Genomic DNA, 24,781 nt, shown 5'->3' with positions numbered 1-24,781 from the left:
ATTTTAATATTATGAAAATAAAAACGATTTCTTTGATTATCAGTTGTGCGCTCTCGTTTTCTGGTCTTGCGGCGCAACCTCCGGCTGAGCACTATATCGTCAGTTTTCCGGAAGGTACGCGCGTGAGCTACAGCGGCGCGTTCGCCAGTGCGTTTCCGGATGGTTTGCCGGTGGGAATCGGCTCCGGTTTGCTCTTTACCGGTAAGCAGGGGGATGCGCTCACCTTCGCGACCGTCACCGATCGCGGGCCGAATGCCGACTCACCCGATGTGGGCAAGCATGAGTCAAAAATTTTCGTCACGCCAGACTTCGCTCCGCTGCTGATGAATATTCGGGTGCAGAACGGCAAAGCAGAAGCCACGGATGCCCGACCGCTGCATGACGACAAGGGCAACATTAACGGATTGCCGCTACAGGATGGTGTCATCGGCTCAACCAATGAAGTCGCGTTAAGCGACACACTGAAAGTGCTGAAGGGCGATAACCGTGGTCTGGATACGGAAGGCATTACGCCGGACGGGAAGGGCGGGTACTGGTTGTGCGACGAATATGGCCCGTTTCTGATTAACGTTGATCAACGCGGCAAGATTCTGGCGATTCACGGGCCGCAGGCCATGGCAGGGGAAAAATCCATTGCGGGCGGACTGCCTAATATTCTTAAGTGGCGTCAGCCTAATCGTGGTTTTGAAGGGCTTACCCGTATGCCGGACGGGCGCATCATCGCCGCGGTGCAGAGTACGCTGGATATCGACGGTAAAAGTAAAAAGCAGGCGCGCTTTACCCGGCTGGTGAGCTTCGATCCGGCGACCGGTAAAACCGCGATGTATGGATACCCTATCGACAGCGAGGCTTATAGTAAAAACAGCGACGCCAAAATTGGCGATATCGTGGCGCTCGATAATCAGCATATCCTCTTAATTGAACAAGGCAGCGATAAAAACGACGCGATGCGCAACCTTATCTATAAGGTGGACCTCAGTGCGGCTACCGATCTTGCCGCATTCGACAAGCCTGGTGAGTATCCGGAGTCGGACGATGAGAAAGCGCTGGCGCAGCGAGGCATTAAGCTCGCAGCTAAAACGCTGGTGGTCGATTTACGTCAACTCGGCTGGCAGCAGGAGAAGGCCGAAGGACTGGCGCTGATCGACAGTAAAACTCTGGCAGTCACCAATGACAATGACTTCGGCGTGAAAACGGTCATGCAAAATCCGGTGGAAGGTAAGAAGCGCAAGGATTATCGGCTGAACGAAAAGGGGGAACTTACTGTAGAGGGTAAGCCGGTTGCAACGACGATCGGCGTGAAGCCGCTGAAGAAACCGGAGTCGGACAGCGAGTTATGGATCGTAACGCTGCCGGAATCGTTGAAATAAACGTTCCCCTTACCCTGGGCTGTCTCCTTAATTTCCTGACTTTCTGTAAAAGAGCAGGATACAGCCCGGACATACCCGCGAAATATCGGTCTGCGCCGTTTTGTTATAGCGGCCGGCAGCAGACCGATATTCGTTTAAGCAGTTAAACAGCTTTCCACTGCGTTGCGTTGCGATGCTAAGCGTCACTAGCGAACTTTAAACGCCAGCCTGGCGGTTATTTTTTACTTTCAGTTTGATAACCGTCTTATTCCGCACAGGATGGCTTTCGATAGCGGGCAACCCGGCCAACTACGGCTCACCACCGCAGGTTACAGGGCGTGATTATAACATTGTGTAATAATGTGTTATCTGCCTCTTCAACAGACCCTCCACACCGTGTAAGTTCTGGGATCTTATACGTTTGTTGTCCCCATAATCCGCTGAGGAGAAAGAGAGTGAAAGCAACCGCAATGGCCGCTACAAGTCTGTTAATGCTGATGAGCAGTGTTCACGCTGAAGGTCTGACGACGTCGGCAGATGGTAAAAACCTCACCGTCAGCTTCGGCCAGCCCACCATCAAACAGGTGCTGCACTACCGAAAAATGTATGACAAAAAGCCGTTTCCGGATGCGGAGATTTATTATTACGACAACGGTACCTATAAAATCATTTCTCAGGGCGAAAACCACTACGGTGTTTACGTCATGCAGGGCAAGTTTGATGATGAAACTTTCACCGTGCGTTTTATCTCTCTGCCTTCTGCTGACTGGGGCAATAAAACGGCTTTTCATCAGTTAACTTTTATCAGAGGTGACAAGCAGAACGTCTTTATTCAGAATGCCATTGTGGATACCGGTGAAGCCATTGCGCAGCAGAACGGCACCTATACTCAGGAAAAAAACACCGTAACCAACCCGGTTTCAACCAGCTGGAAAAACAAATAATTGTCGGGTGGCAGCGTGTCTGCCACTCTGATTCAAACCCGGTGCCTGTCACTTCCTCGCGCAGGATCATATTGAATTTTGGCTGGCGGACACCTTTACACACTGATTTTTTACTCAGAAGATGCATAGCCGCAATTAAATGCCTTATATTTCATAGCCTGATGTACATTTGCCTTGCAGCGCCCACGCCAGCAGTGTGAGTGCGCTGCAACATGCAGTACCGGTAATTTGCCTATGAAGGGTAACTCCTGCTTTTTTTGATACTGCCAACACTCAATTTGTCAGGTCCTGAGGCGCAAATATGGACAGAGTTTCACTCCTGCTGGATGTGCAGGATGTCGCTTTTTCAGTCGGGGATAGGCAGCTACTGAAACCGGTCTCCCTGCAGTTATATCAGGGTGATTGCGTCTTGCTGACCGGCCCATCCGGAAGCGGAAAAAGTACCTTCCTCAAAATCCTTGCTTCGCTGATTACCCCCACCTCCGGGCAACTTTTCTTCAGGAACAGTGATATCACCACGCTGAGAGCAGAGGCCTATCGCCAGCAGGTCTCGTACTGTTTTCAGACGCCGCAACTGTTTGGTCAGACGGTATATGACAACCTGGCGCTGCCATGGCAGATTCGACGTCAGAAACCTCAGCGGGACAAACTTGTTGCTGCGCTGGAAAGCGTAAATCTCTCTCCGGATATGCTGAATAAACCTGTTGAACAACTATCAGGCGGAGAAAAGCAGCGTGTCGGACTACTGCGCAATCTGCAGTTTATGCCTGAGGTACTGTTACTGGATGAAGTCACCAGCGCACTTGATGAAGAGAACAGACTATCAGTACTTTCACTGATTAACCGGATCGCAGCTGAAGAAAAGGTAGCCGTGGTGCGGATTAGCCATGACGTTAACGATATCCAGCAGGCTGAGCAGGTGCTTCGGCTTGAGCCGCCAGAAAAGGAGAATAAGCGTGAATCAGCATAATATCAGTGACACCTCTCTATTGCTGTCACTGACGCTGGTGGCCATAGCGCTGCTTATCAGCCAGAAAGAAAAGCTCGGCATGAGCAAAGATATTCTCTGGAGTGTATCCCGGGCGATAATTCAGCTGGTCATTGTCGGCTTTGTATTAAAGTCGATCTTCGATGTTAATAACAGCTGGCTGACGGTACTGATGGTGCTGTTTATCTGCGTTAATGCCGCGATCAACGCCCGTAAACGCGGACGAAATATTGATAACGCCTTTACGATATCGTTTGTCGCTATTTTTAGTGGCACCGTTATCACGCTAACGATTCTGGTGCTGAGCGGGGCGATAGCGTTTGTTCCGATGCAGGTCATCCCCATCACGGGCATGATCGCCGGTAATGCCATGGTCGCAGTAGGGCTCTGTTACAGCAACCTGAACCAGCGCTTCAGCGACAACCAGCAGAAAATTATGGAGATGCTGAGCCTTGGCGCATCGGTGAAGCTGGCATCGGGCCGCATCATTGCCGACAGCATTCGTACAGCTATGATGCCGACGGTGGACGCTGCCAAAACCGTCGGACTGGTCAGCCTGCCAGGGATGATGTCCGGACTGATTTTCGCCGGAATAGATCCGCTCAAGGCGATTAAGTATCAGATTATGGTTACGTTTATGCTGATAGGAACTGCCAGTCTGTCAACGATCATTGCTGTCTATTTATCCTATCGTCGTTTTTATAATGCCAGGGCGCAGCTAAACATATCGGATAGATCGCTGGATTAGCGAAACTGATTGGCGGATCTGAAGGTTATAGCTGGTGAGGAAAGTAAGTCTGCTATCACACGGCGCTCTGTTGCTCGCGAGCGCTTAATTGATAGCAGAGTGCTCAGGGGATGCTGCAAAAAACTCCCCGCTGATCTGAAATATCCCTGCAGGGTTCGTGCTTTGATTGTTCATCTGAATGCCTGATACACAACTGGCTTTGGTGTTTAATTCTGCCTGTTCTGATAAAGGTCCCAGCGGTTGCCGTACAGATCTTCAAAAACCACCACGGTTCCGTACTCCTCTTCACGAGGCTCCTGGGAGAATGTAACGCCTTTCGATTTCATGGCTTTGTAGTCTCGCCAGAAGTCATCCGTCTGCAGAAAAAGGAATACTCTTCCGCCGCACTGATTGCCGATAAAACCTTCCTGTCTGTCATCTGAAGCGCGAGCCAGAAGAAGATTGCAGTCGCTTTCAGGGTCAGGTGTAACTACAACCCAGCGTTTACCTGGCTGCGGTGTATCCTCAACAAGGGTAAAACCCAGCTTTTCGGTGTAATACTCAATTGCCCGATCATAGTCATCAACCACGATGGCCACATATCCCATACATCGCTTTTGCGTTCTCATTTCTGCTCCGTCATGTTTCAGGCCTGGTTGCCTTGAAACATTGTTTTAACACAAACGAGTATCCCTGGTTTAAGTGAATTGATTCAGTCTTCACAGTATTAAGCCGTTGTAATAAAGATACATCAGCTGACTTAAGCCTATAATTTTTATAAATCCATGGCGCGGGTATCAAAAAATGTTTGAGGGATTTACTCATACACAAATCAGACTTTCTGAAGCAGTGCTAAATGTTCGCTATGGAGGTAATGGTCCTCCGGTTTTGCTGCTGCATGGACACCCCCGCACCCATGTAACCTGGTCAAAGGTGGCCCCGCAACTTGCCGAATCTTTTACCGTGGTTTGTCCCGATTTAAGGGGATTTGGCCGCTCATCTAAACCTGCAGATGAGCCCAATCATGCTGGTTCTTCTAAGCGAGCTAAAGCGAAAGATTGTATTGAGTTGATGAGCCAGTTAGGTTTTGATCAATTCGCGCTGGTGGGACATGACAGAGGTAGTTATACAGCATATAGGGCCGCACTTGATTACCCTGAGCGAATTACACGGCTTGCTGTACTGGATTGTATACCCATACTTGAAGCGCTAAACCGATGTAATGAGAAGTTTGCCCGACAGTGGTATCACTGGTTCTTCTTTGCTCAGCCTGAAAAACCCGAAATGGCAATTTTAGCCGATCCGGACAAGTGGTATGGAGGCCAGCCCGAAACAATGGGGAATGATGAATACATTGAATTCAGACGAGCTATACACGATCCGGAGACTGTACATGGGATGATCGAGGATTATCGTGCCGGTCTTACTATAGACAAAGAGCATGAGCTTTATGATCGTCAGAATGGGCGATTGATTGAATGCCCGACGCTCTGTTTATGGTCAAAATATGATGATCTGGAAGATATTTACGGCGACGTATTGGGCATCTGGAAATCCTGGGCACCGCATGTTCGGGGTAAAGCGATAGCCAGCGGTCACCATATGGCTGAAGAAGCACCAGAAGAAGTTACCACTGAGCTCCGGCATTTTTTGTTGCATGAGAATCCTTAACTGGCCGGTGCGCAGTAACATAACATCCCATTCTCCACCCCAGAAAACGAATCGTTGTTCCTGCATTGTCATGTTATGGTTAAAACCCTTCAACAACATGAGGATAGCAACATGATTGTCAGAACATGGCACGGATGCGTACCGGCCAGGCACGCTGAAGGTTTTGCAACTCACTTGCAGAAGACTGGTGTTGAACATTCAGAAGCGACGCCAGGGAATCTGGGAGCGTATGTACGCAGAGAAACGCAGGGTGAGTGGGAACATTTCTTCCTTGCGACGTACTGGGAAGATTTAGAAGCCATCAAAGCCTTTGCAGGCGAACAGTATCAAATTGCTGTTACCTATCCGGACGATGAAGAATATGAGTTGCTATCAGATCCCTACGTTTTTCAGCATCAGGTCCAGACTGTAATCCCATTATAAGTATTTGCCTGCCGCCGCCAGAAGGCGGCCAATGACTCACCTGAACCTGTCCGCTGACTCAGCATTAAATTTTACCAGGCAAAAAGCATGACTTTTAACACAAGGTTTAGATAAAGCCTTTTAATTGTAGATTGATCGATCTACAATCAATCTTCAAAACAGGAGAACCTCATGAAAGCATCAGCAGGCAGACCCAGAGAATTCGATCCAGAGACGTTCCTCAACACCGCACTTGAATGCTTCTGGCAGAAGGGATATCAGGCAACATCTATGGCTGATCTTATGAAAGCATCAGGTCTTGCAAGTGCCAGCATCTATAAACTTTATCCCGATAAGCGTGCTATTTACCTGGCTGCTTTGCAGCGATATATGGATGAAGGCATTTCAAGGACAGTGAAACGAAATGAAGAAATGTCGCCAGAAGCTGCATTGCGAGAAACGCTCGAATTTGTGGCTCAGTTATCATCTGCTCCTGCCGGAGAGAAAGGGTGCTTTACTATTGCGGCAGCCAGTGAACTTTTACCCGGAGACGAAGAGGTTAAAGGGAAAGTTTCCTTTAAATTTAACCATTTAATTAACGAGATAGAGAACATCTTAAAAAGAGGCCAGGATCAGCGGGTATTTCGCCAGGATGAAGATGCGCGAGTCATGGCTCAAAGCATTTTCATGATGCTGGAAGGTATGCGGATATATGGAAAACTCCAGCCAGCGATTGGAGATCTGAGAAAAAGTAATGACTTCATTGTCAGAACGATACTTTCAGATACCCATGACGTAACCGGCAATAGTGCGGTTAAGGCATCCGCATGATTGAAGTGGGCACCATTGTTCGGCGAAGAAAAAGAAGAAGAATAATGGTGGTAATTGAATATGAAGATGGCATGGCATTGTGCGGCTGGGTCGATAAAGGACGTTTTTTCAAAAGACGTTTTCCACTGTCTGAATTAAAAATATGCGTACCTTATTCAAATTTCTGGTCACTCACCTAAATCACTGCACCTTTAAAGACATCGAGTTCAAATAAACATAATTAACATAACCGGCTGCCCTTAATGCGCCGTACTTTAGCGATGCAACAGACTCTGAATAGTTATCACTCAGCGATTACCGGACATTATCATTGCCCGGTAATCGGCTGATTTACATCGATGCTACAAACTCAGCTTATTTTTGAGACTGCTGATTTTGCTCAGCCTCTTTCTGTTTTTTCTTTGCCATATGATGACCGACTGCGCAGCCCGCTGCGGCACCGGCCACACCATGATGAGCAACATGACCTGCGACGCCGCCTACTGCGGCTCCCTTAAGACAGCCCTGGGCATTAGCCTGTAAATTCACCGACAAAAACAGTCCGGTAGCAATAACGATAACTGATAATTTTTTCATCACTTAATATCCTGATAGCTAGTTATAGTTGCAGGTTGAACCCGACAGAGCATAGCCGTACTCTGGGGTGTTTCGCTGGCCGGGATACAGGAATCACGACATTAGTTACCTATCGTTACGCTTTCCAGAGGGAATGTAAGTATTTAATGCCATACCCGTGAGCCAGATACTTTCCGGCTCGATAAGCGGCAGCCAGAGATTAGCACTGAGAAGATAAATCGGGGGGAGTGTAAACAGGAGGTTTTTCGACGAAGACGAAAAAACAGCGCTTCCACCGGGAAGCGCTGCTGCAGATCAGAAGGACATTGTCAGCCCGGCATAATATGCGCGTCCCGGTTCGTTATAGGTTGATGCACCATCAGCTTCGCGATATAGCTGCTTATCTAGCAGGTTATTAATCCCGGCATTGGCACGCAGATTTTTGGTGATGTCATAATTAAAATTGACACCAAATACTGAATAAGCGCCGACTTCGCGATTCGACATAGAATTGTTTTCTGTGCGGGATTCCGCATACTGGCGTGGTTTCTGACGACCATACATTGTCCAGTTCAGATTAGTGGAGAAATCCTGCGTCACCTGCCAGTCCAGCATTGTATTGATCGTGTATTCAGGAATGATCGACAGCGGATTACCGGTCTTTTTATCCTTCGACTCGATCATATAAGTTGCGTTAGTCCGCCACTCCAGCTCGTCACTGACCAGCGGGATAGTGAAATTGCCTTCCAGACCTTCCACTACCGCTTTGCCGCCGTTACTCCATTGCAGGATATTGTTACCATTAGAGGCGTAACCCAGCACCTCCGTCCCGGAGACGATTTTGTTTTTATAGTCATTGCGGAACCAGGTGATACCCGCAACATAGCCATCCTGGCTGAACTCGATACCCAGCTCTTTATTGATGCTGACTTCAGGATCGAGATTTTCATTGCCCAGCAGATAGCAACTGCCACGGGTAACGTTGATCGGACAGCCATTTCCCCGCGTCGCCAGTAAATAGCCTTCGCTGGACTGATAAAGGTTAGGGGCTTTAAACGCACGGGCGATACCCGCTTTCAGGGTAAAACTTTCTCCCAGAGCCTGAGAAATATTGAGCGACGGACTCCAGTTCGCACCAAAGGTGTCGTGATAATCAAAGCGCAGACCGGGGATCACTTCAGTGCTATCGGTCGCAGCAATATTATCTTCAAAATAGAGTGAGCTCAGCGTTGCGCTGTTTTTACTGTTGCGGCTGCCCGCATCACCACTGACACCGTCGATGGATACGCCAGGCGCACTGGTGCCGTTCATTGAATTTGGATCGTTCAGCTCATCACGGTTCCACTCGGCTCCCAGCGTAACGGTCTGTTCACGCAGCAGTTCCAGCGGGAAGCTGACTTCGCCTCCTGCCCGGTAACTTTCAAAGCGACTGGTTGAGAACGTGTTGCTGTTGATCCGGCCTTCACCCGCACCCGCCGTGCCTTCATTCAGGCGGGTGTTATTGGTTTTTTCATAGTTAAAGGTGAGCTTAGATTGTCCCCAGTCCCAGATGCCATTATGCGCAAGGCCCCAGGTCTGACGATACAGACGGTTGGTTTCCGAACCATCGAGAGATTCGATCAAGGCATTACCGGCACCGTTGCTGTACTGGGTATCCCCGGTGTAAATGTTGCCCTGACGGCTGTATCCGTAGCTGAAATCCAGCACCTGTAATGGCGTAATCTTCCACGACAGCACGCTGTTGATGTCTTTATTGCGAACGCCTTCGCGACCGGCGGCGCCGGAGCCATTGTGCGACTGGTTAATGTCGAAAGCATCGCTGTCGGTTTTGTTGATGTTGCCATAGAGCCGCATGGTCAGAGCATCGCCCGCCAGCGGACCACTCAGGTTAAAGTTAGCGCGGCGGGTTGCGCCTTCTTTATCATCTTCCGGCTGGTTGGTATAAAGCGACAGCGATCCGCTCCAGTCATTGGTCGGGCGTTTGGTAATGATATTAACCACGCCACCGGCCGCGCCGGAACCGTAACGCGCTGCCGCCGGTCCACGAATCACTTCAATCCGTTCAACCATTTCTGGTGGTACCCAGTTTGAGTCACCGCGGGAATCGCGCTCGCCGCGCCAGCTATAACGCACCGAATTGCGCGAGGTGGTCGGCACACCATCGATCAGAATCAGCGTATTTTCCGGCCCCATGCCGCGAATATCGATCTGACGATTGTTACCGCGTACGCCGTTGGCGCTGTTGCCGGTAAGGTTAACGCCTGGCATTTTACGGATAATGTCGGAAAGGTCGTTGACCGGCGGGTTTTTCTCAATGTCCTGCGAGGTGATCACCGAAACGCCAGGCTGCTGTTTCAGCTCCTGTTCAGCAGTGACCAGCATCGTCTCATCATCAGCCAGCTTTTCTGTCTCTTCCTGATTAGCGCCGTTAGCAGAGGTACTCAATAAACCGGCCAGCAGTAGCGCAACAGGGCGCTTATGGACACGCATGGTTACATTCACTTAGAAAATCTCCCTGAAGTATTAAGGCATGTAAGCAAATGCGTATGATAATGATAATAGTTATCATTGTATATCGCGGTAAGCCACCTTTACATTCCATAACAATGGGCTATTTATTCGCCATAACCGTGACCAGAAGGGAGAAGTGACGTTAGTTTTACTTGTTGGTCATCACCCGAAAACTTCCTCAGATTTCATCAGAACGCGTCTTTATGACTCCAGACTTATTAGGTCTGGAGTCACAGATAAACAATGGATAGAATGGCCCGCTCTTCATGTCTAACAGGTATAAATGTGACCCCAGATCTGACACAGATCCCTGCGCGTTCAGCCCACGTAGGCCGCCATGTATTGATCTGGCTGGAGCAGGTTAAAAAGGCTTCACTTAGCGAGCTGGATAATTTTGGCGATGAAGGCACGGTGGAGCAGGTGATGAAGGTCTGGGTAAAACTCTCGCTGCTGATCAGCCGGCGTCGTCCTGAGATCGCCATCTCCTCATTGCTGAAACATGTCCTGCCGAACATCGGTTCGCAGCCACTCAAAACGCTGAACCGCTTACGCCTTAACCGGCTCTATAACATTCTGATCGCCGACGGTAAAAAAGAGGAGGCGCGGCGGGTGTTCGCGCTGACCAAACAATTTCTTGCCTGGGCCGAGATGCAGGGCTATCTCGATCATTCACCCATCGCTTCAATGAAAAAGCGTGATGTCGCGGGTCGCGCTACGCCGCCGCGCAGTCGGCAACTTACCGATGCAGAAATCTGGGTGTTCTGGCACGGGCTGGATAACTGGGCACTCTCGGAACAGGCGCGCTGGGCGCTGCGTTTATGCCTGGTCAGCGCCCGGCGGCCGGATGAAATTGTGCAGGCGCAGAAAGCGGAGTTCGATCTGCAATTAGGATTGTGGATGCAGGGTACGCGCAATAAATCGCAGCGGGAGCATGTGCTGCCCATTTCACCGCTGATGCGTCAATGCATCGAAGCACTGCTGCGCGCCGCCGAGCCAGCCTCACCCTGGCTGGTGCCCGCGCCACGCGATCCGCAACAGCCGCTGTCAAAAGGCGCGATGAATCAGGCACTTCGCCGGATGATCCGCGCTCCCCGTGGGCTGGGACTGGAGGCGTTTACCCCGCGCGATCTGCGCAGGACTGCGCGTTCAAAACTCTCAGCGCTCGACACGCCTAATGACGTCGCCCGAAAAATCATGAACCATGCGCTGGAAGGTATCGATCGGGTCTATGACACTCATGACTATCTGAGCCAGATGCGCAGCGCCATGACTATCTTTTCGGACGCGGTTGAGCAGATTATTGAATGCGAAAGCTACCATCTCCTGCGTCATCGCTATGATGGCGAAACCCTCACGCTGGACGATCTCTCGCTCATGGCAATGTCACGCTAACGCTTATATCGGCAACTGTCAGAAGTGGTAGCGCAGCCAGGCAAAATAGACGTTGCCGTTGTTATGGGTGCCGGGAATATAGGTCATCTGGAAATCGAGATCGCCATAGCCGACAGAGGCCAGCGGCAATAGCGCTGGCACCGGAATATAATCCCAGTTGTGCCGTGCGGTAAAGCCCGCCGTGTAACCCGCGCCCCAGTGAAAATTCTGGTCGGCCAGCGGACGCCAGGTTGCCACCCAGCCATAGCCACCAAAGGGTTCCCATTTATTAAAGGAGTCCTTAAACGCCATTAAGTAGATGCCGTTCCAGTTCCCTTTTTCATCGTAGCGGGAGATACCTCCGCCCGCGCCCCAGGGTCTTTCATTATATTTATTGATGTGTTCACGATCGTAAGTGGCACGGTTGTGCCAGGTAATCGCGGGCAGATAAAAGTCGTAACCTTCAGGCTGCTGCCAGGTTGTGGCGACTTTATCACTGAAATTATCCCAGCCCGCACTCACGGTCTCCACAAGTGTGGCGGAGTGGGCTGAAAAAACACTGAAAACGGTGGTCGTTATCAGCGCTTTAAGCATTGAAATTTTGCGCACGTACGAATTCCTGCAATATCTGGTGTTAAATAAGGTGATAAAAGATTTAAGACGGATATTGTGGCATCAGGAGTGACAACTACAGTTCAATGAACGGCCATTACAGGATTTTATCTTTATCAAAAAATGATGCAGCAGCCCTGCTTCTCTGACAAGTCAGCGGGCGCGCTGACCCCATAAACGCCTCCTTGCCTTTATTACCCTCCAGCCGCCTTTCACGCGCAGACAATTCCCTGAAAAAATTCGTATTGTTTGCTAACAAAATCTTGCAATGATAATCGCAATGCGTATATTTCTCATTTGTTTTAGAAGTTCATCACACCCGCGCGCAGGCGCTCAGGGAAAGGTTTCTGGTTCCTCAAACCATAAGCAGGGCAGCGATGTCCGCAGGAAGCATGGTCGTGACAGTGGCAGCATAAAAACATAAAGATAATTGAGGAATTAATGAACGCTTTCGATCTTCAACACCCCAGGGCAACGGACACTTCTGCTCTGCAACGTCCATTCCGCTTCTCCTTGCTGGCTGTCATCGTCGCCTCGTCGCTGGCGCATAACGCTGCTCATGCCGCAGAGACAGGCGCACCCACTGCCAGCGATAACCAGACTATGACGGTCAGCGCGTCAGCCGATGATGCCGTAGCCGCTTCGCCCGCCACTGATTACAGCGTACCGGTTACCCGTGCGGGCACTAAAATGCTGGGCACCGTACGTGATGTCCCGCAGTCAGTCAGCATCGTCAGTAAGCAGCGTATGGCCGATCAGCAACTCCAGTCGCTGAATGATGTGCTCGCAAATACCACCGGTATTCGCGGTATCAGTGGTGATATGGATCGCACCAACTACTATGCGCGCGGCTTTATGATCGACAACTACATGGTCGATGGTATCCCTACTGCCTTTGCCGCTCGCTGGAACCTGGGTGATGCGCAGACCGATATGGCAATGTATGAGCGCGTTGAAGTGGTGCGCGGAGCGACCGGTCTGTTAACCGGACCGGGTAATCCATCAGCCGCCATCAATATGGTGCGCAAACACGCCGACAGCAAAGAGTTCGGCGGCACTGTCTCCGCCAGTTACGGCAGCTGGAATAAGCAGCGTTACGTGGCCGATCTCTCGGCTCCGCTCAGTGACTCCGGCAATGTTCGTGGCCGGCTGATCGCGGGCTGGCAGGATAACAACAGCTTCATAGAGCGCTATGGCGCCAAAAAACAGTTCATCTATGGCGTGGTTGACGCTGACCTGACCGACTCTGCCACGCTTTCGGTCGGTTATGAATTCAGCCAGGTCAATACGGATTCCACCATGTGGGGTGGCGCGCCGCGCTGGTACACAGACGGCACGCAGATACATACCCGACGCGGCTACAACACCGCACCTGACTGGGCCTACAACGATAAAGAGAACCGTAAAGTCTTTGTGAACCTGAAACAGGACTTCGATAACGGCTGGAACATCACGCTGAACGGCGCGCACAACGAGATGCGCCTCGACAGTAAGCAGATCTATCTTGATGGCTATTTCGATCGTAACACCGGGGCGGGCGTCTCTTCCTATGCCAACTATCCGGTGGTAGGCGGGACCGGTTACAACACGGGTAAACGTAAAGTGGATGCCGTTGATGCCTTCGCCAGCGGTCCTTATGAATTGCTGGGTCGTCAGCATGAGCTGATGGTCGGCGTCAATTACACCCGCCAGGATAACAAGTACTTCAGTACCTTTGAGAATATCTCATCAGAGTCGCTGGGCAACTACAACGAGTTTAACGGTCAGTATCCGGAATCGGCCTGGACGCCGCGTCTGCCTGCCAGCGATACCCAACTGGTTCGCCAGAAATCGACTTATATGGCGACCCGTCTGTCGCTCGCCGATCCGCTGCACCTGATTATCGGTGCCCGTTACACCAACTGGAACCGTGAAACGCCTGGTGGTGAAATGGAAGAAAATAACACCACCCCTTACGGCGGATTGATTTATGACTTCGCTGAAAACTGGTCGGCTTACGCCAGCTATACCTCGGTGTTCCAGCCACAGGACTATCGCGACCGAAACAGCGATTACCTGTCGCCGATCATCGGTAAAAACTACGAGGCAGGCCTGAAATCTGACTGGATGGATAGTCGCTTCACCACCTCGATTTCGGTGTTCCGCACCGAGCTGAATAATGTCGGTGAAGCAACCACTCAGACGGTTCAGGGGTCAGGTGATGTCGCGTACATTGGCCGTAAAGGCGTGGTGAGTCGTGGCGTGGAGTTTGAAGTCAACGGCGCATTAACCGACAACTGGCAGATGACCCTGGGCGGCACGCGCTACATTGCGGAAAACCGCGATGGCAGCACCTTTAACCCGCAACTGCCGCAGACCAGCTTTAACCTGTTCAGCAGCTATCGCCTGCCGACGCTGCAGCAGCTGACGCTGGGTGGCGGCGTGAACTGGCAGACACATATCTGGAATGACGTCGGTGGCCCGGAAGGCAATGGCACCTGGCGTGCCCGTCAGGGCAGCTATGCGCTGGTTGATCTCTTCGCCCGTTATCAGGTGAACAAAAATCTGTCGCTGCAGGGCAACCTCAATAACCTGTTCGACAAAGAGTATGACACTAACGTGGCCAGCTCCGTAGTCTACGGCGAACCGCGTAATTTCTCAGTGACCGCCAGCTACACTTTCTGATTTGTGTCGTTGTAAAGCCTGTGAAAAACGCCTCAGTTGAGGCGTTTTTTTATATTAAGATCGGAGAGTTTAATTTTATGGCCTTTGTCTGCTGAAACGATCGGCTGAAAGGCTTCACAGCATGTGCAGAGCGATCAACAGTTGTCCGCGAAATATCGGGAGGTTACCGAATGAATACTGAAGCTATCAGGCTGTCAAATGAGCTCGCTGAAGCGGTACCGCTGCTGGCTGGCAGCAGCCAGCGCGAGGATTATGAAGAAGCACTGAAACTGGTCGAATATCTGATTGAACATGAGCCGGATAATCCGCTGGTTGACCTGCTTTGCGCGCGCATTGCTCACTATGAAGATAAAGATCCGGAGCTGGCCGAATTTAATGCACGTCAAAATGAAATCAGCACAGGCCCCGGCATTCTGCGCGTGCTTATTGAGCAACACAATCTTAGCCTGAGCGACTTCGAAAATGAGATCGGTAAAAAATCGCTGGTTAGCCGAATCCTCAGCGGCGAACGTCAGTTGACTGTGTCGCATATCCGGGCATTATGCGCCCGGTTTGGCCTGTCGCCATCTCTGTTTTTCTGATTTAAGCGTGCTGCGATGGACTATTAAGATTCGATAAGTCTTTATATTTTATCGGTCCGTGCTCTGAAGAAACGCCTCACTTGAGGCGTTTTTCATCACCTCCTGAATCTGCACTCAGGTAAAACGCAATGCCAGGTTAAAACCTTCTGCCGACTCCACCACAATCGCCTCGGGCTGCTCCTGAAAGGCAATTTCACCCTTCACCAGCGCGCGTTTCACCAGGTCGAGATCTTCCGTCTCAAAACCCAGCGCGACCATCCGGGCGCTGCCATCATAGTCTTCCGGCAGCGGGCCAAATCGCTGCTGCGCATAGTCTGCCGAAGCAAAACGAACCGTGGCAGCACCCGCGCGCAGGACAAAGGCGCCTTCGGGACAGGCGAGCACTTTAGCGGCCCCAAACAGGCGGCTATAGACCAGCGCTGAAAGCGCCGGATCCTGCGCGACAATCACAAACTCACTGATATTACGCACGCCATTGGGGTGACGCTGCCATGCCGGCTGCCATACCGCTTCGGGCGTCAGATGCTGGCAAAAAAAGCTGCGGCCATTGGGTACCAGCGAAGGGCGAATCCGTACGGTCCTAAAGTGCGCTTCACTCACCGAACCGTCGGGCAGGGTAACCGGACGATGAAAAGCCGCTGGCGGATCGCCATCCAGATCCTGCCGTTGCAGATGCTGAAACTCACTCTCTGCATCGCTGCTTTTCCACACCAGACCGCTCAATCCCAGCGGCGATTGCCAGAGATCGGCGCGCTGGCTCCCTTTGCCCGTCTCATAGCCCAGCAGTTCCAGGTAGTTCTCACCAAAAATAGCCAGGTGATTACTCGATCCCAGCGAGTGATGACCCCGTTCAGTGAGCTGAAAGCCGAGCCTTCGGAAGCGCGCGCTGGCGCTGTCGAGCTGGTCGGCCACGTTAATCACAGCATGATCAAGAATCGGTTGTGGAACCTGAACTGACATAGCAGCACTCCTTTTTTTCGTCATTGCGCCGCCACAATCTGCAACGCGCGCGGCACCAGCTGCGTGAAGTAGTCCACCGCCGGTCCAATCAACGCTTCATCAGGATCGAAGGCGGCGTGATGCAGACCAAATTCGCTGGCACTGCCGATGCTGACAAATGCCCCCGGCACCTGCTGCAGATAGAAGGCAAAATCTTCTCCTCCCATTTGCGGCGACTCAGCGTGCTCCGCGAGATAGCCACTCTGTTGGGCAACGTCCAGCGCAACATCCACCCAGCCTGGCGAGTTAATCAGGGCCGGCGGTCCTTCAGTCCACTCCAGTTCGGCGGTCGCACCAAACCCGGCGGCAATACCCTGAATCAGGGATCGCATGCGGTGCGGGATCTGCGCCCGAATTTCGCCGTTGTGGGTGCGCACGGTGCCCTCCAGCTCAACGCTTTGTGGCAGCACGTTCCAGGTGTTACCGGCGGTAAAGCGCGTCACGCTCAGCACCACCGTTTCCAGCGAGCTGAATACCCGGCTCGGCAGGGTCTGCAGAGCCGTTACGATATGGCTGGCAATCACAATCGAATCGATGCCCTCCTGCGGTCGCGCGGCATGGGCGCCTTTGCCCTCAATGCGGATAACAAAGCGGTCTACGTTGGCATAAAACGCACCCGCCCGGCTACGCAGTGTGCCCAGCGGCAGGTCGGGCGCGTTGTGCAGGCCGAATATCGCCTGAACGCCTTCCAGCGCACCGGCATCAATCAGCTGACGTGCGCCATTGAAGGTCTCTTCAGCGGGCTGAAACAGAATCCGTACCCGGCCTGGCAGTGTGTCTTCCTGCTGTTTCAGCCGTAACGCCACGCCGAGCATCACGGCGCTGTGAACGTCGTGACCACAGGCGTGCATCACGCCCGGCTGCTGTGATCGCCACGGGCGTTCGGTGGTTTCTTCAATCGGTAACGCATCGATATCCGCGCGCAGGGCGATCAGGGATTCGCCTTGACCGATTTCAGCCACGACGCCGGTTTTCAGCCCCAGCGGCAACAGCCGGATCCCGGCCTGCTCCAGCCAGCGGGTAATACGTTCCGTAGTGGCAAATTCATGATTCGAAAGTTCCGGATGCTGATGCAGTTCGCGACGCCACTGCACCAGTTGGTCGGTTAAAGGCAAAGTCATGATTATCCCTGTTGTTCCGGCAGAAAAGGTTCGCCCAGCGTCAGCATCAGGCGATTAGCCCAGGCAAAAAAGGCGGTTGATTGAATCAGATCGAGCAGGGCGAGCGTATCCAGACCCTGTTCACGCAGTGCAGAGAGCTGCGACTGTGTCGGCTGGGCAGGTGTCAGTGACAGTGCTGCTGAGAATTCGATGATCGCCTGCCAGCGCGCGGTGTGTCCGTGAGATAACACCGCGCCGGGTGCAACATTCAGCAGCTTCTGTACCGCTTCATCCTGCTTTGAGAGTTGGCTGGCTTTACGCGCATGGACTGAGGCGCAGTAAATGCAGCCGTTGACCTTACTCACCACGGTGGCAGCCAGTTCGCGCTCGGCGCGTGGCAGCCCTCCTGCGGTATAAAAAATGCCTTTATCGGTCAGGGTGCGCTGCTCCAGCAACGGCAGATTGCGCGCCAGCAGGCGAAAATAGTCGGAGTCGGTGTGACCGAATTTTGCCAGTGTCGCCTGTTCTTCCTCGCTGAATTCCGACAGCGGTTTTGCCGGCAGCCAGGGCTCCCAGCCGAGTTCCTGTTGCGTAAACGCGGTCAGGGCAGTTTTGCCGCTGGCGGTATGTAAGGCCTCGTGCCAGTGACCGGCGACTACCGGGGCAACCTCACCCGACGCCTCATCGCCCTGTAAGCTGCGCAGACCCGCCAGCAACCGGCTCTGAAAACTGACAAATGCCACCAGCTGTGCCAGTGTGACAATGCCGCGCAGGCTCCAGCCCGACTGTTTTAAAGCCTCCAGATGCGCGGGAGCAGCAGTAACCGGCTCAAAGGTCAGGCGATGGGCAAAAGCCTGTGCCGCGTTGATCCGATCACTCCCGGCCAGACTCTCCTGTGGCTGGTAGTGCGCCTGCAGGCCTGGTTGTGCATGCCAGCCGGCAACCTGAGCGGCCAGCAGACGGCGCTCCGCCAGCGGAAAATCTTCATCACCCTGGCTAAACAACAGGGTGTAGCTACCCTGAGCATGTTGTGTGGCGGCGTGACGTGTCTGGCGCGCATGGGCCAGTTCGGAATCGGGATTGATATCTGCCAGTGTGGCGATCAAATCGTCAGGTTGATTCATGAAATTCTCCTGTGAGGTTCGCCAGCGGCACGAAGCGCGGGCGCAAGATGTTGGGCAATCAGTTCAATCGAGCGCAGCGTGTCGGCATGCGAAGGCTCAACCGAATGCACCTGAAATGAGATGTCGGTGACGCGCGCCAGTGCGCTGTCCTGCGCCAGCGAGTGCTGCACCTGATCGATGCCGCCAACATGGGCATCAAACTGCGCCAGCAGGTCATCAAAGCGTTCACCGCGTAATTCGCCACGATACTGCGCAGCCTGCTGACGAATTCCCGGTTCAGCTACCTGACGGGCATAGCGGTCAGAATCGGCCACGAATGCGGTACGGGAGGCGAGGATGCGCGGAGTGGTTCCCGCAGGAAGTGCCGCAAGATAGGCATCGATCAGCGGATTCTGCAATGCATCCAGCGGCAGCTCAGGCTGGCCCGCCGGGCGCGGCTGGGTGCGGGACAGCATCAGGCCATGGCCGCCCTGAGCGGCACGGATTGCGCCCTCAACCGAGAAGGTGGCGATCCACACCCGTCCGGCAAGCTGCGGCGCGGCGGGATAGAGATGATTATCAGGATGCCCCAGTGAATCCCCGCGCCAGGCGCTGAGCAGCGTATGCAGATGGTCGGCAAAAGCGGCACCGCGCTCGGCAAAGGTCAGACCAAACGGCAAAAACGAATCCGGCGTGCCACCGGAGCCCAGCCCGATCTCCAGCCGCCCATCTGCCAGCAGATCCAGTACTGCGGCATCTTCAGCCACCCGCAGCGCATTTTCCATTGGCAGGGTGATGATGGCGGTGCCGAGCCGGATGGTGCGGGTCTGCGCGGCGACATGCGCCAGGAAGAGCAGCGGCGACGGCAGACCACCCTCATCCTGATGAAAATGGTGCTGAGCAATCCACGCATTATCAAATCCGCAGCGTTCGGCATGCTGAATCTGTTCGGTGGCCAGCTGATAGCGCTGTTTCGCCGGCACCTTATCCAGCAGTCGGGTAAAAAATCCGAGACGTCGGCTCATGCTGACTCCTTGTGGGTTAAGGGAATAAGCGGAGGAATGGCAGCCATTAATTCCCGGGTATAAGGATGCTGTGGCGCACTGAAAATAGTGACAACGTCACCTTGCTCTGCGACTTCGCCCGCTTTTAACACCGTGACGCTGTCGGCAATCTGCCGCACCGTCGCCAGGTCGTGCGTGATAAACAGATAGGTCAGACCCAGTTCGGCCTGGAGCTGCTGCAACAGGTCGAGGATTTGCGCCTGCACCGTGACATCCAGCGCCGAGGTCGCCTCATCCAGTACCAGAATCTCCGGCTTGCAGATCAGTGCCCGCGCAAGCGCCACACGCTGCCGCTGTCCGCCGGAAAGTTCGTGAGGATGACGTGAAAGAAGAGAGAGCGGCAGCGCCACCCGCGTGGTCATCCCTTCTACGCGCTCACGGCGCTGACTGCGGCTCAGTCGCTCAAAATTACGCAGTGGCTCTTCAATAATTGCATATAGCGTCTGACGCGGATCGAGCGAGGCAAATGGGTTCTGATAGACAAACTGGATCTTCCGCCGCAGCTGACGCAGCGCCTCGCCGCGTAATCCGTTGACCACGATGCCATCCAGCGTCACCTCGCCGCTGTCTGCGGTTTCAAAACCCATAACGATGCGCGCCAGCGTGGTTTTGCCTGAGCCGGATTCGCCTACCAGTGCATGCGTAGTGCCGCGCGCAACCTGAAAGCTGACCTGGTTCAGCGCCTGCAAACGCTGCTGTTTGCCCAGCGAAAAGCTTTTCATCACGCCGGTTGCCCGGATGGCGGGGGCAGAAAAACGGGCGGTTGCAGATTTAACTCTGGCGGGTCGCTGCGGTGCCGCATCATTCAGTAACTGACGGGTATAAGGATGAGCAGGCGCGCTGATAACCTGTTCAGTGCGGCCCGATTCCTGAATCTCGCCGTGACGAAACACGATAATACGATCTGCGCGTTGCGCCGCCAGCGCCAGGTCGTGGGTGACAAACAGCACGGCGGTGCGGGATTCCTGCCGCAGGTTGTCCAGCAGATCGAGAATGCGCTTTTGCACCGTGACATCCAGCGCGCTGGTCGGCTCATCCGCAATAATGATCTCCGGCTGCAGGGCGAGGGCAATGGCGATCAATACCCGCTGCTTCATGCCGCCCGACAGCTGATGCGGATACTGCTTAACCCGCTGTTCCGGATGGCTAAGTCCGACGCGATTCAGCAGGTCAATCACCCGCTGCTGGCGCTGCGCTGACGGTAATTTCAGGTGCAGTCGCAGGATCTCTTCCACCTGTTCGCCGACCGTTTTCACCGGGTTCAGGGAATTACCGGGATCCTGCGGTACCAGACTGATGCGCGCCCCGCGCAGCGTATCGAAACGCTTTTGCGACCACTGACTGATATCCACGCCGTTGAGAAGAATCTCGCCCCCTTCGCGACGGCCATTTTCCGCCATCAGACCCATTATCGCCTGTGCGGTGGTAGTTTTACCGGAGCCGGACTCCCCGACCAGCGCCACCATCTCACCGGGCTGCAGCTCGAAGCTGACGTTATGTACCACCGGCTGCCAACGGTTGCCGCTGCGATAGCTTAGCGTCAGATTGTTGACCGCGAGTAACGGCTGAGCGCTCATCGGCGTCCTCCTGAAAGTTGCTGGCTGATGCGGTTGGCTGCGAGCACCACAGCGACCACCACCACACCAGGAAAAGTGGTCAGCCACCAGGCGGTAGCCAGATAATTACGCCCTTCAGCGATTAACAGACCCCATTCCGGCACCGGCGGTGGGGTGCCGTAGCCGAGGAAGCTCAGAGTCGACAGCGCCAGAATCGCCTGACCAAATTGCAGGGCGGCATAGGCGATCACCGGCGTCAGCGCATTGGGCAGAATGTGACGCCACAGCACGCTGAAAAAGCGGCCGCCACTGCCGTAAGCCGCTTCGACATACTCGCTGTGACGGATGCGTACCACTTCGGCGCGTGCCAGTCGGGCGAAGCTGGCGATGGAGGCGATGCCCACCGCTAATGCGGCATTCAGGGTGCCGAAGCCGAGTAAAATCAGCACGCTCAGAGAGAGCAGCAGCGCCGGAATCGCCAGCAGGACATCCACTGCGCGCATCACAATTGATTCAGTTTTGCCACCGATAGCCCCTGCCACCAGACCCAGCGCGGTACCTGCCAGCAGTCCGATCGCCACCGCCATGACGGCGGCGGAGAGCGAATGGGACGCGCCGTAAACGATGCGGGCAAAAAGATCGCGGCCGAGCTGATCGGTGCCGAGCCAGTGTCCGGCCTGCGGAGCGAGTCGCTGTGCACCCGCAATTCCTTCAATCGGGCTGGCCTGGGTAAAGAGGGCCGGGAACAGGGCTGCCAGTACGGCCAGCAGCATGACTGAAACGGCGAGCCACAGGCCCGGCGAAAACCGTAAAGTGCGCATCTTTGCCGCCACGGGTTGCCGCGCAGCAGCGTAATCAACCAGACTCATGTTGCACCTCGTAACAGCTGTAAGCGCGGGTCAAAGAGCGGCATCAGCAGATCCACCAGCAGGTTGATCACCACAAAACCCAGCGCGGAGATCATCACCACCGCCTGCAACACCGCCACATCCTGATTGTTCACCGCCTGCTGCGTCAGCTGTCCCAGACCACCCAGGCCAAACACCGTTTCGGTGATCAGCGCACCGGCAATCAGTTCTCCCAGCAGCAGGCCCGCCACGGTGAGCACCGGCAGCATGGCGTTGCGCAGGATGTGCCGCCACAGCACAGAGTGCTCGCTGGCCCCTTTGGCGCGCGCCACCGCCACAAAAGGCCGGGTTGAGACCTCATCGATGCTGCGCAACAGAATCTGAGCCAGCGGCGCTGAGATCGGAACGGCGACCGTAATAATGGGCAGAATCAGTCCCTGCCACGGTGAGGGATTGATTACCGGGATCCAGCGCAGCTGGAATGAGAAGAGCTGAATCAGGGCTATGCCGAGCCAGAAGGTCGGCACTGAGATAAACAGCGCGGGCAGTGACTGCAGCAGATTACGCAGGCCGCGCAGGGCAGGCAGCCGCGACAGTGTCGCCAGCACGAATGCCAGCAGTGTCGCCAGCAAAAAGCCGCACAGGGCCAGTCGCAGCGTGCCAGGCAGATTGCTGGTCAGCAGTTCACTGACCGGCACGCCCGCCTGCACCGAATAGCCGAAGTCGCCGTGCAGCATCGCCACCAGCGTGTGCAGATATTGCTGCCACAGCGGGCTGTCCGCGCCATAGGCCTGACGCATCTCAGCAATCTGCTGCGGACTCAGGCCGAGATCCGGATTCTGAAATTTGATCAGGACCGCATCGCCTGGCAGTACCTGCAGCAGCACAAACGACAGGGTAAACGCGGCCCACAGGACCAATACCCCCAGGCCAGCACGTTGCAGCAGATAATGACGCATCCTCACCTCCGGTTACTGTTTTTCCAGCCAGGCGCCATAGAGCGCCGGACGGCCTACCGCTTCAAAACTGACCCCTTTCAGCCAGGGCGCACCGGCATAGACCTGCGGCTCTTCGAAGATCGGAATCACATAGGCCTGATCCAACAGATACCGCTGAACGTCACCGGTCAGCTGTAACCGTTTTGCCGGGTCAACTTCAGCGGAGATGGCGACCAGCAGCTGGTTCAGTTTGTCATCGCGGAAGTTTTTCACTTTGTCGCTGGAGCCGCCTTTCTGCAGCAGGTTGTCGCGGTTAGCCGGGTAGAAGCTGCTTTTGATCACGTCGGGATCGGCGCGGCCGACTTCGGTGACGTTCAGCGGGGTCTTAAGGGGGTCGAGATTATCCAGCGTTTTGCTGCCGGCATCGCCCGCTTTAACGCTGAGGGCGACGCCCGCCTGGCGCCACTGCTGCGCCACCAGTTGCAGCACCTCTTTGTTTTGCGGCTGCGGCAGTGATTCATAGACGGTTAGCGCCAGTCGCTGGCCAGCTTTTTCACGGATGCCATCGGCACCCGGTTGCCAGCCCGCCTGGTCCAGCAATGCCTTCGCTTTTGCCAGATCAAAAGTGAGTTTGTCCGCCAGATTGACGTAGCCGGCGGCGGTGGTCGCCACGACCGAGGTTGCCTGCGGATAGTTCGGCGAGAAGAGCGTCTCAACCACCTGTTTGGAATTGGTGGCGTGCAGCAGCGCCTGACGCACCCGGATATCGCTGACCAGCGGATTATCCGGACGGAAGCTGAGGCTGTCGTTTACGCCACGGGTCGGCGCGGCATAAACCGGGAAGTTCTGATCTTTAGCCTGCTTCTCATCGTAGGCCTGCACCTGACGGATCAGGCCTGCCTGGCCCGCCAGCAGTGCACCGATGCGCACGCTGTCTTCCGGCGTCACGATCACTTTTATCGCATCCAGATTGGCCGGACCTTGCTGCTGAATGTTTTTCGGTCCCCACTGATAATCTTTACGCGCTACCAGATCCACCTCCCGACCGAGTTTCTCATCACTGACCACAAACGGGCCGGAGCCGATAATGTGACGGGCATCGCCCAGCTGATCGAAACTGCGCGCCAGGGTACTCAGTGAGACCAGGCCAGAGCCAATGGTGGCGGTGCCCTGCAAAAATCCGGGTGAGGGCTTTTTAAAATAGAATTTCACCGTCAGCGGGTCGATCACTTCGCTGCGTTCATAGTTATTAATCACTTCCGATACCGGCAGGCGCAGCGCTTTATTTCCCAGCCCGTAGGTATCAAAGTTTTTCGCCACCGCGTTCGCATCTAATGGTGTGCCATCGGAAAAAGTCACGCCAGGCCGTAATTTAAAGGTGTATTCGGTTTTGTCGGCGTTGGTAGTCCAGCTTTCTGCAATCCAGGGTTCAACCTGCAGCGTTTCGGGATTCTGCCAGGTTAATTTATCGGTGATCTGATTGAGAATGCCGCCATTAGGGTAAAAGCCACCGGCAGGCGGATAGAGGTTGGTATGTGCCTGCTGTTCAAGATAAATCAGCGTACCGCCTTTGACCGGTGCAGCCACCGCGTTAAAGGTCAGCGTCCCGGCAAGTAAAGTAAAAACCAGCGTTTGCGCGCGTGGTTTAAGGGGAAATAACGTCTTCATGGTGAATTCCTTTGTTATCAATTGCCTCAGCAGGCGGAATCATCATCGAATGACGCAACACACAGATAAAGTAACGATTTGGTCAAAGCTTATCTGAAAAAAATAAATGCGGGATTGGGTGGGAAGCTGATCAGTTAAGATTAGATTTGTAAAAGGCTGTCACGGTCAGACGTGGCAGCTTTTTTTCCGGGCGAGCGAGCCGCAGTGCGGGCCAGCGCACCTCTGCTGCTGCCGGGCCGTCCTCGCGCCGCTCACGCGGTACCTTCGGCTTTGACGTCGTGCCGACGAACCGTTCGGGG

General features: G+C 54.1%; 23 protein-coding genes. 11 read left to right on the top strand and 12 right to left on the bottom strand.

The annotated features are described in order from the left end of the window. Positions 1–11 precede the first annotated feature (11 nt). From NR201_RS06090 to fetB, 4 genes are all read left to right on the top strand, one after another. Positions 12–1,370 (top strand): esterase-like activity of phytase family protein, encoded by a 1,359-nt coding sequence (locus NR201_RS06090; RefSeq protein ID WP_256849501.1) that lies wholly within the window; start codon positions 12–14, stop codon positions 1,368–1,370. Between the two features lie 434 nt (positions 1,371–1,804). Beyond that, entirely contained in the window at positions 1,805–2,293 is a 489-nt protein-coding gene (locus tag NR201_RS06085) for a hypothetical protein (RefSeq protein ID WP_256849500.1), read from the top strand. 301 nt (positions 2,294–2,594) lie between these two features. After that, positions 2,595–3,263, top strand: coding sequence for an iron ABC transporter ATP-binding protein FetA (gene fetA / locus NR201_RS06080; protein ID WP_010247035.1), 669 nt, complete (start codon positions 2,595–2,597; stop codon positions 3,261–3,263). Then, entirely contained in the window at positions 3,250–4,029 is a 780-nt protein-coding gene (fetB, locus tag NR201_RS06075) for an iron export ABC transporter permease subunit FetB (protein WP_256849499.1), read from the top strand. The genes fetA and fetB overlap by 14 nt, the downstream gene beginning before the upstream one ends. Positions 4,030–4,235: 206 nt before the next feature. On the opposite strand, the gene NR201_RS06070 is transcribed toward fetB, so the two are convergent. Continuing rightward, complete coding sequence (locus NR201_RS06070; protein WP_033760565.1) at positions 4,236–4,637, bottom strand: VOC family protein; 402 nt, start codon at positions 4,635–4,637, stop codon at positions 4,236–4,238. 175 nt (positions 4,638–4,812) lie between these two features. Between NR201_RS06070 and NR201_RS06065 the strand changes: the two genes are divergently transcribed. The 4 genes from NR201_RS06065 (at position 4,813) to NR201_RS06050 (ending at position 7,091) form a co-directional block, all read left to right on the top strand. Next, positions 4,813–5,679, top strand: a complete 867-nt coding sequence (locus NR201_RS06065) for an alpha/beta fold hydrolase (RefSeq protein ID WP_060679232.1) — start codon at positions 4,813–4,815, stop codon at positions 5,677–5,679. Between the two features lie 111 nt (positions 5,680–5,790). Continuing rightward, positions 5,791–6,102 (top strand): antibiotic biosynthesis monooxygenase, encoded by a 312-nt coding sequence (locus NR201_RS06060; RefSeq protein WP_022624371.1) that lies wholly within the window; start codon positions 5,791–5,793, stop codon positions 6,100–6,102. A 171-nt stretch (positions 6,103–6,273) separates the two neighbouring features. Then, the gene (locus NR201_RS06055; protein WP_061703176.1) at positions 6,274–6,912 is read left to right on the top strand and encodes a TetR/AcrR family transcriptional regulator; all 639 of its coding nucleotides are present in this window, start codon (positions 6,274–6,276) and stop codon (positions 6,910–6,912) included. Then, positions 6,909–7,091: a hypothetical protein gene (locus tag NR201_RS06050; protein ID WP_073999505.1), complete on the top strand. Its 183-nt coding sequence runs from the start codon at positions 6,909–6,911 to the stop codon at positions 7,089–7,091. Before NR201_RS06055 ends, NR201_RS06050 begins: the two co-directional genes overlap by 4 nt. 175 nt (positions 7,092–7,266) lie before the next feature. Here the strand turns inward: NR201_RS06050 and NR201_RS06045 are convergent, their stop codons facing one another. Further along, on the bottom strand, positions 7,267–7,488 hold the full coding sequence (locus tag NR201_RS06045) for a hypothetical protein (RefSeq protein WP_010247042.1): 222 nt from the start codon (positions 7,486–7,488) through the stop codon (positions 7,267–7,269). Between the two features lie 294 nt (positions 7,489–7,782). Then, a complete protein-coding gene (locus NR201_RS06040; protein WP_256849658.1) occupies positions 7,783–9,957 on the bottom strand; it encodes a TonB-dependent siderophore receptor in 2,175 nt (724 codons plus the stop codon). A 306-nt stretch (positions 9,958–10,263) separates the two neighbouring features. Here NR201_RS06040 and NR201_RS06035 point away from each other — a divergent pair, with 306 nt between their 5' ends. Next, complete coding sequence (locus NR201_RS06035; protein WP_256849498.1) at positions 10,264–11,370, top strand: site-specific integrase; 1,107 nt, start codon at positions 10,264–10,266, stop codon at positions 11,368–11,370. An 18-nt stretch (positions 11,371–11,388) separates the two neighbouring features. On the opposite strand, the gene pagP is transcribed toward NR201_RS06035, so the two are convergent. Continuing rightward, the gene (gene pagP, locus NR201_RS06030; RefSeq protein ID WP_033768928.1) at positions 11,389–11,958 is read right to left on the bottom strand and encodes a lipid IV(A) palmitoyltransferase PagP; all 570 of its coding nucleotides are present in this window, start codon (positions 11,956–11,958) and stop codon (positions 11,389–11,391) included. A gap of 444 nt (positions 11,959–12,402) precedes the next feature. Between pagP and fhuE the strand changes: the two genes are divergently transcribed. Both fhuE and NR201_RS06020 read left to right on the top strand, forming a co-directional pair. Next, the gene (fhuE, locus tag NR201_RS06025) at positions 12,403–14,625 is read left to right on the top strand and encodes a ferric-rhodotorulic acid/ferric-coprogen receptor FhuE (RefSeq protein ID WP_256849497.1); all 2,223 of its coding nucleotides are present in this window, start codon (positions 12,403–12,405) and stop codon (positions 14,623–14,625) included. Between the two features lie 170 nt (positions 14,626–14,795). Further along, a complete protein-coding gene (locus tag NR201_RS06020; RefSeq protein ID WP_010247048.1) occupies positions 14,796–15,206 on the top strand; it encodes a type II toxin-antitoxin system HigA family antitoxin in 411 nt (136 codons plus the stop codon). Between the two features lie 114 nt (positions 15,207–15,320). Here NR201_RS06020 and NR201_RS06015 read toward each other — a convergent pair whose 3' ends face one another. The 8 genes from NR201_RS06015 to NR201_RS05980 are packed head-to-tail and all read right to left on the bottom strand — an operon-like array spanning position 15,321 to position 24,482. Then, complete coding sequence (locus NR201_RS06015) at positions 15,321–16,166, bottom strand: VOC family protein (RefSeq protein WP_010670393.1); 846 nt, start codon at positions 16,164–16,166, stop codon at positions 15,321–15,323. Positions 16,167–16,186: 20 nt separating this feature from the next. Then, on the bottom strand, positions 16,187–17,326 hold the full coding sequence (locus NR201_RS06010) for an amidohydrolase (RefSeq protein WP_256849496.1): 1,140 nt from the start codon (positions 17,324–17,326) through the stop codon (positions 16,187–16,189). A gap of 2 nt (positions 17,327–17,328) precedes the next feature. Continuing rightward, positions 17,329–18,429, bottom strand: coding sequence for an alkylhydroperoxidase domain protein (locus tag NR201_RS06005; RefSeq protein WP_256849495.1), 1,101 nt, complete (start codon positions 18,427–18,429; stop codon positions 17,329–17,331). Then, complete coding sequence (locus NR201_RS06000; RefSeq protein WP_062758887.1) at positions 18,426–19,433, bottom strand: putative FMN-dependent luciferase-like monooxygenase; 1,008 nt, start codon at positions 19,431–19,433, stop codon at positions 18,426–18,428. The genes NR201_RS06005 and NR201_RS06000 overlap by 4 nt, the downstream gene beginning before the upstream one ends. Then, the gene (locus tag NR201_RS05995) at positions 19,430–21,049 is read right to left on the bottom strand and encodes an ABC transporter ATP-binding protein (protein ID WP_060679216.1); all 1,620 of its coding nucleotides are present in this window, start codon (positions 21,047–21,049) and stop codon (positions 19,430–19,432) included. Before NR201_RS05995 ends, NR201_RS06000 begins: the two co-directional genes overlap by 4 nt. Further along, the gene (locus NR201_RS05990) at positions 21,046–21,897 is read right to left on the bottom strand and encodes an ABC transporter permease (protein ID WP_256849494.1); all 852 of its coding nucleotides are present in this window, start codon (positions 21,895–21,897) and stop codon (positions 21,046–21,048) included. The genes NR201_RS05995 and NR201_RS05990 overlap by 4 nt, the downstream gene beginning before the upstream one ends. Then, complete coding sequence (locus tag NR201_RS05985; RefSeq protein WP_045140088.1) at positions 21,894–22,835, bottom strand: ABC transporter permease; 942 nt, start codon at positions 22,833–22,835, stop codon at positions 21,894–21,896. Before NR201_RS05985 ends, NR201_RS05990 begins: the two co-directional genes overlap by 4 nt. Before the next feature lie 12 nt (positions 22,836–22,847). Beyond that, positions 22,848–24,482, bottom strand: coding sequence for a TIGR04028 family ABC transporter substrate-binding protein (locus tag NR201_RS05980; protein ID WP_052061784.1), 1,635 nt, complete (start codon positions 24,480–24,482; stop codon positions 22,848–22,850). Positions 24,483–24,781 lie beyond the last annotated feature (299 nt).

Source organism: Pantoea sp. Fr-CA_6 (assembly GCF_024520895.1).
Classification (GTDB): domain Bacteria; phylum Pseudomonadota; class Gammaproteobacteria; order Enterobacterales; family Enterobacteriaceae; genus Pantoea; species Pantoea agglomerans.
The sequence above is the reverse complement of the archived record's forward strand: the minus strand, read 5'-3'. Positions and strand labels throughout refer to the sequence as shown.